General features: G+C 59.9%; 16 protein-coding genes. 3 read left to right on the top strand and 13 right to left on the bottom strand.

Going from position 1 to position 18,764, the window contains the following annotated elements; translation table 11 throughout:
* Both RYZ20_RS07305 and RYZ20_RS07300 read right to left on the bottom strand, forming a co-directional pair.
* Positions 1 to 1,212 (bottom strand): 3-deoxy-D-manno-octulosonic acid transferase, encoded by a 1,212-nt coding sequence (locus RYZ20_RS07305; RefSeq protein WP_317671937.1) that lies wholly within the window; start codon positions 1,210 to 1,212, stop codon positions 1 to 3.
* Between the two features lie 13 nt (positions 1,213 to 1,225).
* On the bottom strand, positions 1,226 to 1,468 hold the full coding sequence (locus RYZ20_RS07300) for a DUF4170 domain-containing protein (protein ID WP_317671935.1): 243 nt from the start codon (positions 1,466 to 1,468) through the stop codon (positions 1,226 to 1,228).
* A gap of 143 nt (positions 1,469 to 1,611) precedes the next feature.
* Between RYZ20_RS07300 and zapE the strand changes: the two genes are divergently transcribed.
* The 3 genes from zapE to RYZ20_RS07285 all read left to right on the top strand — a co-directional run bounded on the left by zapE (position 1,612) and on the right by RYZ20_RS07285 (position 4,513).
* On the top strand, positions 1,612 to 2,697 hold the full coding sequence (gene zapE, locus RYZ20_RS07295) for a cell division protein ZapE (RefSeq protein WP_317671933.1): 1,086 nt from the start codon (positions 1,612 to 1,614) through the stop codon (positions 2,695 to 2,697).
* 97 nt (positions 2,698 to 2,794) lie between these two features.
* Entirely contained in the window at positions 2,795 to 4,183 is a 1,389-nt protein-coding gene (locus tag RYZ20_RS07290; protein WP_317671931.1) for a DUF2793 domain-containing protein, read from the top strand.
* 12 nt (positions 4,184 to 4,195) lie between these two features.
* Positions 4,196 to 4,513 (top strand): hypothetical protein, encoded by a 318-nt coding sequence (locus RYZ20_RS07285; RefSeq protein WP_317671929.1) that lies wholly within the window; start codon positions 4,196 to 4,198, stop codon positions 4,511 to 4,513.
* 131 nt (positions 4,514 to 4,644) lie between these two features.
* Here RYZ20_RS07285 and RYZ20_RS07280 read toward each other — a convergent pair whose 3' ends face one another.
* The 11 genes from RYZ20_RS07280 to gyrB all read right to left on the bottom strand — a co-directional run bounded on the left by RYZ20_RS07280 (position 4,645) and on the right by gyrB (position 18,724).
* On the bottom strand, positions 4,645 to 5,331 hold the full coding sequence (locus RYZ20_RS07280; protein ID WP_317671927.1) for a DUF4386 domain-containing protein: 687 nt from the start codon (positions 5,329 to 5,331) through the stop codon (positions 4,645 to 4,647).
* A gap of 275 nt (positions 5,332 to 5,606) precedes the next feature.
* Complete coding sequence (locus RYZ20_RS07275; RefSeq protein WP_317671925.1) at positions 5,607 to 8,030, bottom strand: DUF3772 domain-containing protein; 2,424 nt, start codon at positions 8,028 to 8,030, stop codon at positions 5,607 to 5,609.
* A complete protein-coding gene (locus RYZ20_RS07270) occupies positions 8,027 to 9,058 on the bottom strand; it encodes a cysteine synthase A (RefSeq protein ID WP_317671923.1) in 1,032 nt (343 codons plus the stop codon). The genes RYZ20_RS07275 and RYZ20_RS07270 overlap by 4 nt, the downstream gene beginning before the upstream one ends.
* 62 nt (positions 9,059 to 9,120) lie before the next feature.
* Positions 9,121 to 10,281, bottom strand: coding sequence for an NUDIX domain-containing protein (locus RYZ20_RS07265; RefSeq protein ID WP_317671921.1), 1,161 nt, complete (start codon positions 10,279 to 10,281; stop codon positions 9,121 to 9,123).
* A gap of 41 nt (positions 10,282 to 10,322) precedes the next feature.
* Positions 10,323 to 10,802 (bottom strand): TrgA family protein, encoded by a 480-nt coding sequence (locus RYZ20_RS07260; RefSeq protein ID WP_317671919.1) that lies wholly within the window; start codon positions 10,800 to 10,802, stop codon positions 10,323 to 10,325.
* A 251-nt stretch (positions 10,803 to 11,053) separates the two neighbouring features.
* Complete coding sequence (locus RYZ20_RS07255) at positions 11,054 to 11,413, bottom strand: hypothetical protein (protein ID WP_317671917.1); 360 nt, start codon at positions 11,411 to 11,413, stop codon at positions 11,054 to 11,056.
* Positions 11,414 to 12,493 (bottom strand): EscU/YscU/HrcU family type III secretion system export apparatus switch protein, encoded by a 1,080-nt coding sequence (locus RYZ20_RS07250; protein WP_317671915.1) that lies wholly within the window; start codon positions 12,491 to 12,493, stop codon positions 11,414 to 11,416.
* Positions 12,490 to 13,266: a flagellar biosynthetic protein FliR gene (locus RYZ20_RS07245; protein WP_317671913.1), complete on the bottom strand. Its 777-nt coding sequence runs from the start codon at positions 13,264 to 13,266 to the stop codon at positions 12,490 to 12,492. The genes RYZ20_RS07250 and RYZ20_RS07245 overlap by 4 nt, the downstream gene beginning before the upstream one ends.
* Complete coding sequence (gene flhA, locus RYZ20_RS07240; protein ID WP_317671911.1) at positions 13,263 to 15,350, bottom strand: flagellar biosynthesis protein FlhA; 2,088 nt, start codon at positions 15,348 to 15,350, stop codon at positions 13,263 to 13,265. The genes RYZ20_RS07245 and flhA overlap by 4 nt, the downstream gene beginning before the upstream one ends.
* The gene (locus RYZ20_RS07235) at positions 15,350 to 16,123 is read right to left on the bottom strand and encodes a lytic transglycosylase domain-containing protein (protein WP_317671909.1); all 774 of its coding nucleotides are present in this window, start codon (positions 16,121 to 16,123) and stop codon (positions 15,350 to 15,352) included. The genes flhA and RYZ20_RS07235 overlap by 1 nt, the downstream gene beginning before the upstream one ends.
* A 150-nt stretch (positions 16,124 to 16,273) precedes the next feature.
* Positions 16,274 to 18,724, bottom strand: coding sequence for a DNA topoisomerase (ATP-hydrolyzing) subunit B (gene gyrB, locus RYZ20_RS07230; RefSeq protein WP_317671907.1), 2,451 nt, complete (start codon positions 18,722 to 18,724; stop codon positions 16,274 to 16,276).
* Between the last annotated feature and the right edge of the window lie 40 nt (positions 18,725 to 18,764).

Genomic DNA, 18,764 nt, shown 5'->3' with positions numbered 1-18,764 from the left:
CTACCCCCCCTGAGCTGTATGTGTGTCGATCTCTTCGATGATGGCCTCGGCAATCCGGGAGGCCGCCCCGGCACCGTCTGATAGCACGGCCCATGCCGCTTGTGCCAGCACAGCACAGCGGTCGGGGGCGATCAGATCGACAATAGCATCGCCGAGTTGCCCCGCGTCGCGCAGGCTCCATGCCGCGCGCATTTCGTCCAGCTGACGATAGGCTTCGTCATGCGGCGCAATTTGCGGGCCATGGATGACGGCGGAGCCGAGGGCCGCTGCCTCAAGCGGGCTGCGGGCACTGGTGTCGGTCAGCGTGCCACCGAAATAGGTGATTGGTGCGAGGCGATACCAAAGACCGTATTCCTGCGGGTCGTCCACGATAAAAATCTGGACATCTTCCTCCGGCGTATCCTCGTCGCTGCGGCGTGCCACGCGCCAGCCGTCCGCCTCGAACAGGGCTGCGAGATTGGCGCTGTCTCCCTCGTTCGTCGGCGCGAGGAGTAGCAATAGCCGATGCGCATGTCGAAGCGCGTGACGATGCGCCGCGAGAACGGTTGCTAATTCCGCAGATGGCGTGGCGGGGGCGAACCACACGGGGCGTGTGCGGATCAGGCGTGAGAGATCGTTGCGCTCGGCCTCGGTATAGGGCAGCGGATCGGGTGGCAGGCAAAGTTGCCCGCCAACACGCGTCCGCTCTGCGGGGGCGCCTTCTTGCAGCAGGGCTAAGCGCGCGGCCTCCGTGCAGGCGAAAATCCGGCTAGCAGCTTCGAGCGTATGGCGCCGCTGACGCCGCGCGAGCAGGCCTGAGCGTTTACCCGAGTTTCGCGCCTGCGCCAGCACGACCGGAATCCCCCGAAGGGCCGCAGCCTGAATAAGCTGGGCGGGTAGCTCCGTCCCGAGCGTGACAATGACAGACGGGCGCGCCAAGTCGAGGAGCGCGCTGGCTTCGGCCAATGTGTCAGGCGGGGCTTTGCGACATGGAATGTCGTCTGGAAGAGTTGTCGGAAATGCGACGCCGCCGCCGACGTAAACGTCGATACGGAGATCCGGACGCAAGCGCCGGAGCCATCGGATCAACAGCTCGGCACTGCTTGCCTCCTCATGTCCAAGGTGAAGCCAGACCCGCGATGTCCCCGTGGCCTGCTGCGTAACGGAACTTCGCTGCTCGCCCGAGAGGCGTCCCAGGAAGCTCCGTATGTCGCGTGGCCAGAAGGACTTCATCTAAGGGCTGTGCTTATTCCTCGGTCTCGGGGCGTTCTTCGTCGCGCAAACGATGCAGATGCGCAATGAAATACCGCATGTGTGCGTTATCGACCGTGCGTTGGGCCTCGGCTTTCCAGGCGTCGTAGGCGGCGGCGTAGCTCGGATAAATGCCGACGATGTGTATATCCTCGACGCTGCGGAATTCGCTGCGCTGCGGATCGACAAGTTCGCCACCGAAGACAAGGTGGAGGCGCTGCGGCGAGGCTTTGGTCATTATCTGACTCCCGAAAACTCTGACTGGCGGCAGATTACGCGATGCGGCGGTGCGCCTCAAGTCTGTATGCGACAGTATACATTTTTGTCGTGGAGCACTGACAGGTGCTTTCCAAACGGTCGGGGGGGCTGTATTTGCAACCCATGGAACAAAGCCTGACACAGATTTATGACGCGCGGGTTCACGCAGGGCAGCTTCATGCCGATGCGGCCCAACGTGCGCTTTTGCCGTTGCTGGAAGAGGTTCGCCGAGGGGTTGAGGCCGCGCAACCGGCGGGCCGGAAGGGGCTGTTCGCGCGGTTCTCAAAGGCGGCGCCGGAGCCGGTGAAAGGGATTTATCTCTGGGGTGGTGTCGGGCGTGGGAAATCCATGTTGATGGACCTGTTTTTTGCGACGGTCGATGCTCCCAAGCGCCGCGCCCATTTCCACGAGTTCATGCAAGAGGTGCAGGTAGCTCTGCACGAAGCGCGCAAGACCAATGTCCGCGATGCCCTTGTTCCGGTTGCCGAGGATGTCGCGGCGAATATCCGGCTGCTGTGTTTCGACGAAATGCAGATCACCGATATTGCGGATGCGATGATTGTCGGGCGGCTGTTCGAGATGCTGTTCGCGCGGGGCGTGACCATCGTGACGACCTCGAACCGCGTGCCGGAAGACTTGTATAAGAACGGGTTGAACCGGCAGTTGTTCCTGCCCTTCATCGACATCCTGCGCGACAAGCTGGACGTTCAGGAGATCGTTTCCGAGACAGACTACCGACAGAACCGGCTTGAAGGGGCGCAGGTCTATTTTACGCCGATCGGGCGTGATGCAACCCAGACGATGAACCGCCTTTGGGACGAGCTGACCGGCCATGACGAGGTGTCACGACTGGTTCTGACTGTCAAAAAACGTGAGGTGGTGATCCCGCATTTTCACAACGGGGTCGGGCGGGCCTCGTTCTGGGATCTGTGTGGGCAGATGCTGGGTGCGGGGGATTATCTGGCGATAGCCGATGCGCTTCGAGTGCTGCTTCTGGATGATATTCCGCTGCTGTCGGCCACCAATTTCAACGAGGCAAAGCGGTTCGTCACGCTGATCGACGCGCTTTACGAGGCGAAGGTCCGACTGATTTGCTCGGCGGCGGATACTCCCGAACGGCTATACGTCGAAGGTGAGGGCAGTTTCGAGTTCGAGCGGACGGCAAGCCGGTTGCGCGAAATGCAAAGCCTCGACTGGGCGCGGAGCTAAGCGTTTACAGCGTGTTAATGCGCGGCGCGGGCAAGGGTGAAAAAATTAGAATAGGCAGTGGATCGTCTGGGCAAGCACGAATCCACGGGAGACGCCTATGCCGGACACATCTATTCGCCTTGAATTGCCCTATATCCTGCCATCGCAGTCGCAAAAACATGTGACCTATAACGAGGCCATGCAGCGCCTTGACCTTCTGGCGCAGATTGTTGTCGAGGAGTTTGATGCGGTGCACCCCCCTGCAGTGCCGCAAGAGGCGCAGGTCTGGGCACTGTCGAATATGCCCCAAGGAGCTTGGGCAGGCCATGGCGGGACGCTGGCCGCATGGGCGCAGGAAGGCTGGGTCTACCTTGCGCCGAAAAAGGGCTGGGTCGCCTCTGATGGCGACACCGCACGGATATGGAACGGCTCGACATGGTTTACTCTTTCTACGGGGGATCTGAGCAACATTCCAGGTGTAGGCATCAACAGCAGCTATGATGCGACCAACAGGCTTGCGGTCTCGGCGGATGCGACACTCTTGACGCACGCTTCAGCAGGGCATCAGCTCAAGATCAACAAGGCGGCAGCAACCGATACAGCAAGCCTCCTGTTCCAGACGGGTTGGTCAGGCCGGGCAGAGATGGGAACCAGTGGCAGCGATAATTTCGAGATCAAGCTGAGTGCCGATGGCGCGAACTGGCTGACCGGTATGGCGCTGGACGTGACCTCGGGCGGGGCGCAATTTCCGAACGGCGCCAGTTTCACCGAGGTCAGTGTTGCAGGGCAGATTACCGGAGCCGCCATCACCCAAAGCCAGGCCGACACAACCCCGGGTCGCCTGTTGAAAACACACGACTGGGGGGTCGGGAATGCCATTACCCTGACGGCAGCTGATAATCTGGATAACCTGCCCGGTAGCGGTTTCTACTACAACCAAACGGCCGAAAATTGCACTGGCAACAACTACCCGATCGCATCCGCCGGGGCGGTGCTGTGCATTTTCCATACGCCTGGAAACGGCGTGCAAAAATTCATCAGCCATGGTGGCTCCTCGTCTGCACAGGATCTGCGCGAGTTTTCCCGCTCTTATGGCGCTGCCGGGTGGGGGCCATGGGTAGAGTTGTTTCACCAGGGCACGGTCCTTGGCCCTGTGTCGCAATCTGCCGGTGTTCCGACAGGAAGCGTCATCGAGCGCGGGGCGAATGCGAACGGCGAATATGTGCGCTTTGCCGATGGCACGCAGATTTGTCATCTGAATGTGAACAGCGCAATCCTTATTGAGACAAGCGCGGGGGCTATCTACCAAGGCGATTCGGTCGAGAATTGGGTATATCCCGCAGCATTTTCCACAATCCCATCTGTCACCGGATCAGCAAACGCAACCTGGATCTGGATCGCGGTCGGTGCTGTCGCAACGACTAACTGCAACTACCGTGGGCTGTCGTTCAAAACAAATCCGACGATCGGTCCAATACGATTTATGGCGATCGGCCGTTGGTTCTGAGGAGGACACGCTATGAAGATATATTTCTCGCCCGCGCGTCGTGATGTGCGTCTGGAAATCACACGAGAGGGTGATGCTCTGGCCCTGAACGACCAGATAGTCGATTTCTCAGGGGTTTCCGAAGGCGACGCACGTCCCGCGGAAGAATTTTCCTCTGACTGGCTGGCTGGTGAAGTCCGGCGCATCGACGGCGAAATACACCTCACAGTGATCCTGCCACACAGCGTAAATGCGCCTGAAGAAACCCGGTTCCCGCAGGCTATCTCTGCCGAAAACGGGCCGGTTCCGATACCGCCCTACGAAACCACTGAGGGTGCTGTTCGGCTTTGATGAAATTGTGGTGAGGGGCGCAGCTTTCGGGCCGCGTCCCTTATCTCGCGTTCATGCCCGCGGAACATTCAAGATACCTTGAGATACCTGCGCTTTGTGGCAACGTTCCATTGCCGGAAGAGGCCCGTTTATCAAATGACCGTGCGCGGTCCTCTCTGAGAGAGCAGACGAAGACAGAATGCCATCTCGGCAAGAATTGTCAGCCCGTAAGCTGGGGCAAAAACCGCAGAACATTCCGGAGCGAAAAATCGCAGGCCGCTGCCGGCCAGATAGACCAGACCGGCGACACCAAGCCCAATGCCAAACAGCTTTGCGAAGAGGGCCGATCGCCAGACAAGCAGCCCCATGATCAGGCTATTCACGCCAAAGAACACAAGCCCAAGATCGTAACCATGCGCATGTATCTCCAGAAATACTAGCGCGAGATCCGGGGCGCCAGACAGGCTTTCGGCACGAAGGAGCACCAGCAAGGCGGCCATCAGCGCCAGGAGGCTTGCCGCGATCAGCACAGCTTGGATCAGGCGGAACACCATCGCCGAAAGTGCAAGGCCCGGCGCTGGTATCCGAAAGATAAGATACAGCACGATTGCAAGCCCCGCATCGCTGAGCGCCATCACCATGTCAGCAGCGATGGCCAGACGAAATTGGCCGGGTGCCGCGAGGATCGCAGCGGCCGTGGCCTCGGCGTCAGCAAAGTTGATCAACGGCCCTCGCAGGCCCAATTCGGCGCCAAGACCGGTTGCGATGATGATGAGGTAGAGCCCCCCCGCGAGCCGGGACTTACGCGTAAATTCCTCGGTCAATGTCAGCGCAGGCATTTGAAGACTCCCTTTCGTATTGGCGATCAGGTGCCAGCCGCCATGCTCGTGGCCGGGCGCGAATTGGCATGGATCTGCCCCTTAGCCCCCGAACCTGTGCGTGCTGGCCAAAACTGTTCCGTTGAAACCGGTTAAGTCCTGCCTCCATTGTCCCCAAAGGAAGACCGCCTGCATTCAATTATCAGCGCGAGACGCCATGGACTCAAACCCTGGTTCTTTTGTCCGCCACTGTGGGAGCGGACGCGCGCTCTGCGACAGCGCTGAGCCTTTGTCGCTCAACTATCATCGTCCGTTCCGTTATCGTCAGCACCCTCCTCGTCTTCAACTCCGGCAAGAATTGTCTTGTTCTGAGCCGACAAAGCTTCGGGATTGCGCAGCCAGACATCGCGCTGTGCGAAGGGAATCTCGATATTCTCTTCGGTGAACCGCTCGGAAATCTGGTGGTTGATTTCGCTCATAACGCGGTTCTTGAAGTTCACATCCGACAGGATCACGCGGATCTCGAAGTTCAGGCTATCCGCGCCAAAGCCGATGAACAGCACCGAAGGTTCGGGGTTCATCATCACCAGCGGATGGTTCTCGGCTATATCCAGAAGGATTTTCTCGACGCGGCGCGTGTTCGTCCCATAGGCCACGCCGACGGGAATAATCAACCGCCCCATGACGTTGCCGCGCGTCCAGTTCGTCACCTGTCCCGCGATCAGATCGGCGTTGGGAATGATGACCTCCGAGCGGTCGAAAGTCTCGATCCGGGTCGAGCGCACCGAGATCGCCTTGACGATCCCCATCTGCCCGCCGACCTCGATCCAGTCGCCCTCGGTGATCGGGCGTTCGATCAGCAGGATGATGCCCGAGACAAAGTTCTGCACGATGGTTTGCAGACCGAAACCGATACCAACCGACAAGGCACCCGCGACGATGGCCAGCGAACTGAGGTCGATCCCCGCCGCCGAAATCGCGACTACGGCCGCAAGGAAAATCCCCATATAGCCAAGGCCCGACACGATGGCGTTCTGCCCGCCTTTGTCGATGCGCGTTTTCGGCAGGACCGAGCCCTTGAGCGCCCCCTGCACCAGCCGCGTCGCCATATATCCCACGGCAAAGACCACCGCGAAGGTGATGAACGAACCGGGCGAGATTTGCACACCGCCGACCGACAGGCCGGAGCGGAACTTGCCCCACAGCTCGACCAGATCCTCGACCCGCGCGCCCCAGATCAGTGCAAACAACGGTAGCGCCGCCAGCACCAGCAAGAACCCCGCCAGCACAGGCACCAGCGAATCCCGCGCGCTGTCATCGCCTCGGATCGCAAGCACATAAAGCTCGCCCATGAACTTTTGCAAAACCAGCAACAGCCCCAGCAGCCACAGAGACATCAACAGCGGCCAGATCAGCGCATTCGCCGCCGACACATAGCCGATCAGCGCCAGCATCGGCGCGATAACCGCGGCAAAAAGCGTCGCGGTGCCTACCAGGCCGACGAAACGCTCCTGAACCCCTGGCTCCCGCCCCGCCTCGATCACGTTGTTCCGATGGCGACGCAGCAATTGCCCCAAACGGAACACCAAAAGCGCCGTCACCGCGATCAGAGGAAAGTTGATCACCGAAATCGCCGCATCCACCAGATGTGCCACATCCTCAGCGGGCTGTTGCGCGCGAAGGACAGCCTCGGCGCGCAGTTCGATCAGGGCGCCAACGGCCCACCGCAAGCCCAGCATCAGGCCCAGCATCACGGTCAGGAACCGCCCTTCGGCCCGACGTTCGGCCAGAAGGGCCAGCGGCGCGTCCTCGACATTCTGCTTGGGGAACAGCCGCCCCCCGAGCCAGAAGGCCGACAAGAGGATCAACGCCACTGACGAGGCGATCGCGACGATCTCGACCGCCGCTGACCCCAACAGCCCCGACATTTCCAGCGCGCCAAGCAGGGCGAACACACCGATCAATGGCAAAATAATCTGCAACAGCGAACTGATCGTCGCCTGCACATGGCGCCCGCGGTTCTGGCTCTTGCGCAGCAGGAACTGCTCGAACTGCTCCATCCAGCGGCGCCCGCGCGCGATCAGAACCAGCGCCACAAAGGCCAGCGCGACGATCACCGGCGCATTGTCCTTAAGCTCGCGGAAGGCATCCGCCCCCGTCACCTGAGCGGTCAGTTCGGCGTAAACCGCGCTTACTATCCCCGAGCCAAGCATGAAAGCCGCAGGCCAGTTCACCGGATTGGCGGGCGAAGGCGAAAGCCGCATCAGCTTGTCGGTCTGGCGCGTGCGCAGCGTGCCGTCGATCCCCGAGATCAGGGCATTCGCGCGGCTCAGCGCCTCTCCGGCAGCGATACCGGGGGCTTGCAGCTTGGCCAGCGTTTCGTTCAGTTCCTTGCGGCGCTCCGCGATGGCGGGGTCTTCGGCCTCGCCTTCTCCCGGCACAGGGCCAAGCGCCGCGATCTGCGCCTTGACCGTCTGCACACGCGGGTCTTCGGCGGCCTGCGCCTCGGAAAAAACCGTGCGCCAGTCAACCAGCGTGATGCGCAGTTCCGACAAGGCATCATTCGTCGCCGAGCCTTTGGCCAGAAGATCCTCGGCGTTGCTCGCAACGCTTTCCCACGCCTTGTAATCAGGCGGGGTCGCCGTCTCTTGCGCCAAAACCGAAACAGGCAGAACCAGCGACAGAACCAGCAACAGGCGCGCAATCAGCCGCGGGATCATCCCTCGTAAACCTCCGGCAGTTTGCGGCCTGCTTGATCCAGCCATTCCGGCACCGGCAGGCCTTTGGATTTCAGGAACTCGGGGTTGAAAAGCTTGGTCTGGTAGCGCGTGCCGTAGTCGCACAGCATCGTCACAATCGTATGTCCCGGCCCCATTTCCTGCGCCATTTTCACAGCACCCGCGACGTTCACACCGGACGAGCCACCAAGGCAAAGCCCCTCTTCGGCCAGCAGGTCAAACACCACCGGCAGCGCCTCGGCATCCGAGACACGATAGGACATATCAGGGGTGAAGCCCTCAAGGTTGGCAGTGATCCGTCCCTGCCCGATACCTTCGGTGATCGACGAGCCTTCGGCCTTGAACTCGCCCGAGGTATAGAAACTGTAAAGCGCCGCGCCATCGGGGTCGGCCAAAGCGACCTTCACACCCTTGGGCTGAAGCGCCATGCCAATGCCGGCAAGAGTGCCGCCCGAGCCAACTGCACAAATGAATCCGTCCACCTTGCCGCCGGTCTGCTCCCATATCTCGGGACCGGTGGTTTCGATATGCGCCTGACGGTTCGCCACATTGTCGAACTGGTTGGCCCAGATCGCGCCGTTGGGTTCGGTTTTGGCTAGTTCCTCGGCCAGACGGCCCGAATAGCGCACATAATTATTGGGGTTCTTATAGGGTGCAGCCGGAACCTCGACCAGCTCTGCCCCCGCCAGACGCAGCATATCCTTCTTTTCCTGACTCTGCGTGTCGGGGATCACGATGACAGTGCGAAACCCCATCGAGGCACCGACCAGCGCCAGCCCGATGCCAGTGTTCCCCGCGGTCCCCTCGACAATCGTGCCACCCGGTTTCAGCGTGCCACGCGCAATCGCATCGCGGATGATATAAAGTGCCGCGCGGTCCTTGACCGACTGGCCAGGGTTCAGGAACTCGGCCTTACCAAGAATAGTGCAGCCCGTCATTTCCGAGGCTTTGCGCAGCTTGATAAGCGGCGTGTTTCCGATTGCCGAAGCCAGATCCTCACAAATCCGCATTGCGTTCTCCTGCTGCACTTTGGTCCAGTTCCTGAAATACTTAGGACGCCCGTGCCTGCGCCTCAAGCCGAAACCGGCCCGCGCGTGTCGGCAATCCCCGCTTCGGCGCGCAGTTTCGGGCGCAACCGCTCCAGCCAAAGCGCGAGGACACACAACGGCCCATTGCGCGCCTCTCCGCTCTCCACCATCGCCATAAGCTGCGCGAAAGGCACCAGATGCGAGCGGATGTCCTCGCCCTCGTGCTCCAGACCTCCTCCTTGCGGCAGGGTGTCGGGCAGATCGGCGAGCGCGATGTAATTATACAGAAATTCCGCTTTTGCCGCAGGTGAGGGATAGTAATTCGGCGCCGCAACCAACCGATCGACGGACAGCCCCGCCTCCTCGACCGCCTCGCGCCGCGCGGCCTGCTCCGGCGTTTCATCGGGGTCGACACGCCCCGCAACCGGCTCCAGCAGCCACGGCGAGCGATCCCCGCGCGCCATCGGGCCGGGGCGAAATTGCTCGATCAGCAGCACACGGTCACGCACCGGATCGTAAGGCAGCAGGCAGGCCGCATCGGCCGAAATAAACACCGCCCGCTCCAGATCGGCACCCTGACCGCCGGCGAATGTCTTGTGCGCAAGCGTGTAATCCTCGACTGCGAAGAAATTGGCGTAACCCAAGGCGCGCGATTTCACCGAGACATCCGCAGCCGTCATCGGCCGGTCCAGCGTATCTGGCACCGTTTCGGCCTCTGCCCGCAGACGGGACGCGGCACGCGCAAGGATCAGCGGCCTGCGCGCCGCCATCACGCTGGCCGCATAGCGCCCGAAGCCAAGCATCACATCGCTTGCCGCGGCACGCACCAGGGCCGCGCGCTCGGTCGTCCATACATCGAATGACCAGCTCCGACCGCCCGACCGCGCCCCGTCAACGGCAAGCCGGTAACAAAGCGCCGGAACAGTCTCGTCAGCAACCTCGACCTCAACCTGCTCGGCCGACAGACCGTATTCATAGAAATCGACGCGGTCGCGTTCTGGCGTGGACAGCCGCACAAGCGCGCCCTCGACCACCCCCTTGCCCTCGTCCAGAACCGGAAGATCCGGCCCCGGATCGTCCCGCGACACATGCGTCACGCAATACCCCCGCAGGAGTGCAGGCTGCGCATGAGAAGGCCGCCCTATCACGATCCTGCGCAGGCTTTCATCCCGCAAGGGGCCGTAAAAGAAGAAAAATTCAGACACTAATGGCTCCGCTTACACGAGCGGGCAGGCAGGTTCCCCGATCAGGACCAGCGCCGCGCGCCCCACCGCGCCACCATACCCGAAAGCGCCCCGCCGACAAGCAAGGTCGCCAAAACCTGAGGCTGCGCCAAAACGACCGAGAAATAGAGCCCCTGCGTAAAGATATCGAGCAGCGCCTCGAACACCCCGTCATACTGCTGGTTCATCGACAAGCGCAGCATTTGCGCAGCACCCAGATAGGTCAGCGTCCAGAAACAGACATAGACAGCGGCACGAAGCCCCGCCCCGATCGACTGCACAAAGCCATAGCTTTTCATTGGTGTCATGACGCGCCAGCCAATCAACAACCCGAAGCTCGCCGCAACCACAGGGAGCACCTCGGCACCACGCAGCATGAGGGGCAAGACCGGCAGCACCAGATTCCCCAGACAAAGCCCGGTTACCGCCATTCCGGCCGCCCCGAAAAGCTTGGCGATGGTTGGCATCTGGTGCGAGATATTTCGCTGAACTACACGTTGCATTTGGCTTACCTTAACACTCAAAAAACCCACTTACGGGCGAACAAAGCCCACATATATTGACATAATGCGGCGAAAATAAGGTGGGCGTCCAAGCCTGTTTGTGGAGCGACGAATTGCCAGATCCGTTCCGGAAATCTCGGGCCGATTGGTTCCTTGCCCGGATTTGCCCTGGACCGTCTGATCTGCTCTCTCGCGGATTGCCGGGATTTTGTGCCTCGTATTGAGCGCGAAGCGTCAGTCTGCCCGGAAGTTCAAGCCACCGACGAACTCCGGTTTCTCGATTGCGCCCGCAGCTTTTTTATAGCCTGCGATTTCCCGAAATCGAGCCGCGCCTGTTCCTTTAGCTGTGCAGCATTTTCTTGTAACCGCGCAGTTTCACTCTCCAAATTAGCACACCGGATGCGCACCCAGTCCCGATATTTGCCAAGCGCCTGAACCTCCAGTGCGGTCATCGCCGAACGGGCAATGTGCGAAAACCGCCGCTCCAGCTCCTGCTTCTCACTTTCCAAAGTGGAAATCTGACGGTTCACCTCGGCCAACCGCGCCAGCGCAAGGTCGCTTTTCGTATCTGCTATCACCTGTAGCCGCTGCAAAGATCGTCCGCGCTGCATCTAGAGCCTCTTCTTGGCGGCTTTGCGCAGTTTCTCGGCAAAGCGGATCGCGGCGGCAACCGGTTTATAGTGTTCCGGTCTGATTTCATCGCCGACGTCGATTGCGGCGAACAAAGCGCGGGCGGTGGGCGGGTCTGAATGAATCGGAACGCCGGATTCCATTGCGATCTCGCGAATTCTGCGCGCAATTTCATCAACACCTTTCGCAACGCAGATCGGGGCGCGCCCGCTTGCGCGGCTCCATTTCAGGGCAACCGCATAATGGGTCGGGTTGACGATAACAACATCCGCTTCCGCCACATCCTGAAGCATTTGCTTTGTCGCGATCTCAATACCCTTTTGGCGACGTTGCTGCTTGAGATGCGGGTCTCCTTCGGACTGCTTCATCTCATCCATTAGCTCTTTGCGCGTCATGCGGTTGCGGCGCATAAACTCGAAATACTGCCACAAATAGTCTATGGCGCCGAAAACAACGGCGACCAGCATGACAAGCGCGAGAAACTGAACAACAAGTTGCCCAAGCGCCGCGATTACTTGCGCGGCCTCCTGCCGCTGGGTCGCCAGAACAACACCGGATTTCCTGACCAAGAATGTCCCAAGAAACACCGAGATTATTGCCAGCTTCACAAAGCTCTTTACAAACTCGAACAACCCGCTCCGCCCGAATTTCTGTTTCGCGTTCGCAATCGGGTTAATACGACTGAGCTTCGGTTCAAGTTTCGAGCCAGAAAACACAATCGCCCGCTGCGCCATCAAAGACACCAGAACCAGCGCGGCGGGCACCAGCAGCCATGGCAGGACAGCCACGGCAAATCGTGCCAGTAACGGCCCGATAACTGCAGAACCACCCTTGAACACTTGCTCTGACAATGGCCCCGCCTGTTCAATGATCTGCGCCGCCGTGCCTCCGAAGCGCGAGATCGAAAACCCGGACATTCCAAGAAAGGCAATCAGAAGCCCCGTATATGTGGCCGCTACCGTTATTTCGTTCGAGCGAACAAGCTCGCCACGTTTGCGCGCCTGTTCAAGCTTTTGCGGGGTTGGGTCGAATTCCTTTTCGCTGTCGTCGGTATCACTCATCGTGAGACCTCGAACGGGTTTGCAAAGAAATCGAGGAAGGCGCCGTGCCAGACCTGAATTGCCATCGGCCCGGAAATCGCAAGCAGGATAAGCCCGCCAGCGGTTAGCGCCGGAGCCCCGACAAACGCGACCATAAGCTGCGGCATCGCACGGTTGATCGCACCAAGGGCAACATTGTAGATTAGCCCCGCAATAACAAAGGGGGCAGCAAGCACAAACGCTTGCGAGAAGGCGCGGGATACCCCGCTGACCCCCCAGTCTTTCAAGATGACAAGTGTCGGCAGCGTTCCAATGGGCATGGCGTCATAGGACTGGATCAAGAACTCCGCCAACCGGACGTGCAGCCCCAGCCCCATCGCGAAGGCCAGCGCTCCAAGCATCAGCAGGTTGCCAATTGCTGGCTGTGGCTCTCCTCCGGTGCCACCGAATAACTGCGACAGCGATGTCGCTTGAGCCGCGATAGTTCCGGCAAGCTGGAGCGCAATGACGAAAAATCGCAGCATGGCCCCCATTGACAGCCCGATCAGAGTTTCCAGAAGAATCCATGCGGACAGTCCTTGCTCGGCGATCCGGGCGGATAGAGTCTCGGAAACCGCCGGGGTTACAACCAACGTAAATGCAAAGGCTATGATTAGCCTGAACTGCGTCGGGATACTTCGCTCTCCGAAACCCGGCGTCAGGGCCATCATCGAGCCGACCCGCAGAAGCACAACAAACCAAAGCTGAAGGCTCTGGGTTCCAAGCGCAAGAATTTGGGCCAGTGCCTCTGTCATACTGGCACCACACCAACCATCGCAGGGCGCGCATCAAGGCCGATTTCATCGAAGCTCAGCACGGGTGCGGCCAGCCCCTTCGCTCCAACCACGGCCTTCACGAACCGGCGGCGGCGCGACGACGTAACGATCGCGGGGAAGACCCCGTTCTCGCCCGCGCGCGACAACCGGTCGGCAATATTGGAGGCCAGCCGGTTAAATTTGTCCGGGGGCAAGGCGATGTCCGCCGGACCGCGTTCCGCCGGAAGCTGATAGGTCGTGAACAGGTCTTCCCACTCGGGGGCGAGCTGGATCAGGGGAATCGACCCATCCTCACGGCGCAACTCGGCCACAAGCTGGAAGCCGAGGCGCTGCCGGACATATTCGCAAATCGCGTCGGGACTTTGCTGATGGCGCGCTTCGGCAATCGCTTCAACGACAAGCATCAGGTTGCGAATCGAGACCCGCTCTTCAAGCAGCAGGCGCAACACCGCCAACAGCATATCAAGCGGAACCTTATCCGGGATCAATTCATCCAGAATTCGGCGATTGGCATCGGCGCGTGCCGGATCGGACAGGTTGGTCGTTTCATCAAGCAGCCGCTTCAGGGCACGCAGCGTCATCAGGCGCCCGAAATTCCGCTTGATAACCTCAAGCAGATGCGTTGCCAGAACCTCGGTCGAGGACACCACGGTCGAACCCGCCAGAGCCGCCTCCTCTTGTGCCGACGACGGCACCCACCGCGCAGGCGCGCCATACACGGGTTCGCGCACGTCCTCGCCATCGGGCAAGAAATCACGGTTATCCGCGATCAGCGCCAGAACGTGGTCAGGGCGAAGCCGGTCCTTTGCCTGCTCGGCCCCCTGAATGCGAATACGATAGCACCCCGCAGGCAAGGAGCCGTCATCGGTCAGCCTGATCTCGGGCAGGATCAGCCCGAAAGCCGTGGCGACATGCTGGCGCATATTCGCGATGCGTGCATCCAAGCCGGTCGCCGGATCAAGCGCCATATTCACAAGGTCAGGGGCGAATTCCACATGGATGTCATCCATATCCAGCACATCACCCATAGATTTTGCACGCGGCTTTTCCTCTGGCGCAGGCATTTTCATCGCCTCGCGTTTCCGGCGTCGATCCTCTTCGCGCTTCAGCATAATCGCCGAGCCGCACAGGATAACCGCCCCCGCCATGAACGGCAGAAACGGCAGCCCCGGAACAAGCCCGAATAGCGCCATCAAGATGCCGACTGTCATCAGGGCCGGCGGAAACTTTCCGAGTTGACGGAACAGTTCCAGGTCTGCCGAGCCTTTCGACCCGCCACGGGCCAACAAAATTGCTGCTGCGATCGAGATAATCACCGCTGGAATCTGGCTGACCAGACCATCACCGACCGTCAGGATGGCATAGGTTTCAAGCGCGCGGCCTATGGGCATTCCATGCACCACCGTGCCGATCACCAGCCCCATGACAATGTTGAGCATGGTGATTAGCAGGCCAGCAACGGCGTCACCCTTCACAAACTTCGATGCACCGTCCAGCGAGCCGAAGAACGTTGTTTCGGCTTGTTCCTTTTCGCGCCGCGCCTTGGCCTCGGCGTGGTCAATGGCCCCCGCATTCATATCGCTGTCGATCGCGAGCTGCTTGCCCGGCATCGCATCAAGGGCAAAGCGCGCGCCCACCTCGGCCATACGGCCTGCGCCCTTGGTAATGACGATAAAATTGACGATCAGAATGACACAAAACACCACAAGCCCGATCAGAACTGATCCCCCCATGATAAAATTGGCAAAACCCTGGATCACATCACCCGCCGCGCCGGTGCCAGTATGGCCCTGCCCGATAATGAGTTTCGTCGACGAGACATTCAGCGATAGCCGCAGCATCAACGATGCCAGCAGGATTGTCGGAAAGGCCGAGAAATCAAGCGGACGCTCAATGAAGAGGGTCACTGTGAAAATCAGAATTGCGATCGCAAAAGAGGCCGCCAGACCGATATCCAGCACCCATGCCGGCACCGGAAGGATCATCATGACGATCACCGACATAAGCGCCAGAGACAAGAGGATCGTCGGCTGAAACACCTTCTGAAGCAGGGCGGCATTCATTATTGCACCTGCGATTTTTCAAGTGCCGATGCAAAAAGGCTCGCCCCAGCCGCCCCCCCCATGCGAGCAGCTTGGCCCTCTTTTCGAATGAACAGAGGGAAGGTGTTGATCCGAGGCTTGGCAGGAACTGCTACGGGCCTCTGCGCTGCCGCGACGATGTCAGGTATATCAGGGATCGCCTCATTCACCTCGGCGTAGGCCACACGCAGTTTGCCTGATCCGTCCTCTTGCAGAAATTTCTGCCGGAATTTTGTGAAGCGCGCGGCATATTTATCGGCATATTTCGGTGTGCGCGAATGATACGCCCCTGCCGCTTTGGACCACGAACCGGTTTCGTTATATAGATCTTTCAGAAAGCGCGCGGCATAGAGTCCGTTTTCCAGCGGATCGAACATAGCGTCGATCGAGGAAAATGCCTGCCCATGCCATTTGTAGTTTATCTGGAAACAGCCGACATCAAAACTGCGCGCGCCGCGCTTGAACTCTTTGAAAACAAAGGTGCGCGCCTCGTCCAGCGAGTCAAACCAAAAGCCCTTTCCCTCCATATTCACGGTCCAGGCCCACGGGCGGAAGGCACCGCCGGATTTGCGGCCGGTTTCGTTCAGTGAAATAGCCTTTAGAACGGAAACAGGGACCCCCGTTTTTTGCGCGGCAATCTCGGCTGCCTGCTCACAGACGGCAGCAAAATCAGCCGTGCGACCAGCCATAGCGGGACCAACACCAATGCCCGCAAAAGCGAGGCCGACCAGCGTCAAAATAATGCGTCCGAACATGGGCTTCACCCTTCACAGCAATTCTTGCTGCTCTCAGGGGTAGGCCGTCATGGTTTAGAAATGGTTTCCAAAAAGAGAAAGCGCACAATTTGCGGCAATAAAAAACCGCGCCCAACGAGGGGCGCGGTGAATGATAATCTGTGGTCCGCGTCAGAAGTCGAGATTTTCAACACTCAGCGCGTTTTGCTGGATAAAGTCGCGGCGCGGTTCAACCACATCGCCCATCAGCTTGGTGAAGATGTCATCGGCTTCTGCGACATCCTCGATCCGCACCTGCAACAAGGTGCGCGCGGACGGGTCGAGCGTGGTTTCCCAAAGCTGCTCGGGGTTCATCTCGCCCAGGCCCTTATAACGCTGGAGTGACAGCCCTTTCTCGCCTTCCTGCAGGATGGCATTCAGCAAGGCAATCGGCCCGTGAATAGCGACTTCGCGGTCTTTACGCACAAGTTTCGCGGGCTGCGCATAAACCTCACGCAGGGCTTCGGTGTGCTGCGACAGGCGTCGTGCCTCGCCCGAGCGGAGCACGGGACCATCAAGCGTGCGCGCCTCTTCGACGCCGCGCAGAACGCGGGTGAACCGCAGCCCGTGGTCCTGCGTCGGACGACCCTGCCAGCCGCGCTCATATTCCAGCGCAACCAGATCAAGACGCGCAGCAACCTCATCTGCGACGCCTTGGGCATCAGCGTCAATGCGGCCCGGCAGAAGCGCCCCTGCGATTGCCGATTGTTCAACGATATGCTGCGGATAATGCGTTGGGAATGCTTGCAGAATCCGGCGGATCACACGGGCCTCTTCGACCACGCGCGCAAGATCCTGACCAACGATTTCCTGCCCGTCGCCAAGGCGCAGGATCGCCCCTTCAACGCCTTGCTGGATCAGGAAGTCCTCAAGCGCGGCCTGATCCTTCAGGTAAACCTCGGACTTGCCGCGCGCCACTTTGTAAAGCGGCGGCTGCGCAATGTAGAGGTAGCCGTGCTCGATCAGCTCGGGCATCTGGCGGAAGAAGAAGGTCAGCAAAAGGGTGCGGATGTGCGCGCCGTCAACGTCAGCATCGGTCATGATGACGATCTTGTGGTAGCGCAGCTTGTCGATGTTGAATTCGTCACGCCCGATACCCGTGCCAAGCGCAGTAATCAGCGTGCCGATCTGGTCGGAAGAAAGCATCCGGTCAAAGCGCGCACGCTCGACGTTCAGGATTTTACCACGCAGGGGCAGAACTGCCTGATTTTTCCGCTCGCGCCCTTGCTTGGCCGAGCCACCTGCCGAGTCACCCTCGACGAGGAAGACTTCGGACAGCGCCGGGTCTTTTTCCTGACAATCCGCCAGCTTACCGGGCAGCGAGGCCACGTCCATCGCGGTTTTGCGCCGCGTTAGTTCGCGGGCTTTGCGGGCAGCTTCGCGCGCCAGCGCCGCTTCGATGATCTTGCCGACGATGCTTTTGGCTTGCTGCGGGTTCTCTTCGAACCACTCGCTCAGCTTTTCATTCACAAGGTTTTCGACCGCCGGACGAACCTCGGAGGACACCAGCTTATCCTTGGTCTGGCTGGAGAACTTCGGGTCTGGCACCTTGACCGAAAGCACGCAGGTCAGCCCCTCGCGCGCGTCGTCGCCGGTAAAATCGACCTTCTCTTTTTTCGCGATCCCCGAGCTTTGCGCGTAGTTGTTGATCGTGCGCGTCAGCGCACCTCGCAGACCCGCCAGGTGGGTGCCGCCGTCGCGCTGCGGGATGTTGTTGGTGAAGGGCAGCACATTTTCGTGGTAGCTGTCGTTCCACCACATCGCGATTTCCACACCGATGCCGCGCACCTCGCCAACCATATAGATCGGCTCTTCCATCACGGGCGTCTTCGAGCGGTCGAGGTATTTGACGAATTCCTTGACCCCGCCGTCATAGAACAGCTCGGTCTTCAGCGGCTCGGCGGGGCGCTCATCCTCGATCAGGATACGCACGCCCGAGTTCAGGAAGGCCAGTTCGCGCAGGCGCGTTTCCAGCGTCTTGAACACATAGTCTAGGTTCGAAAACGTGCCTTCAGGGTCCGCCACTTTGGACGACGCCATAAAGCGAACCTCGGTCCCCTTTTCGCCGGGCGCATCCCCGACAACGCGCACATGCTCGACGCATTCGCCCTTTTCGAAGCGGGCGTAATATTCCTTGTCGTCACGCCAGACGCGCAGCTCCAGCCAATCGGACAGCGCATTCACCACCGACACGCCCACGCCATGCAGACCGCCCGAAACCTTATAGGCGTTGCCGTCGTCGTCGGTGTTGTTGAACTTACCGCCCGCGTGAAGCTGGGTCATGATGACCTCGGCAGCCGAGACCCCCTCTTCGGGGTGCATATCAACCGGAATCCCGCGCCCGTTATCACGCACCGAGACCGAACTATCGGCGTGAATTTTGACCTGAACGTAGTCCGCGTGCCCCGCAAGCGCCTCGTCGATGCCGTTGTCGACGACCTCGTAAACCATGTGATGCAGGCCCGAGCCGTCATCGGTATCACCGATATACATGCCCGGCCGTTTGCGAACGGCCTCTAGCCCCTTGAGAACCTTGATAGAATCCGCGCTGTAATTGTTTTTCTTGGGGGTATTGTCGGTCATGCCCGCCCGTCCTGTTCTGTGTTGCGGATTTATAGTGGTT

The sequence above is a fragment of the Pseudothioclava alba genome (genome assembly GCF_033100795.1).
Classification (GTDB): Bacteria; Pseudomonadota; Alphaproteobacteria; order Rhodobacterales; family Rhodobacteraceae; genus Pseudothioclava.
This window is presented reverse-complemented; position numbering and strand designations above follow the sequence as displayed.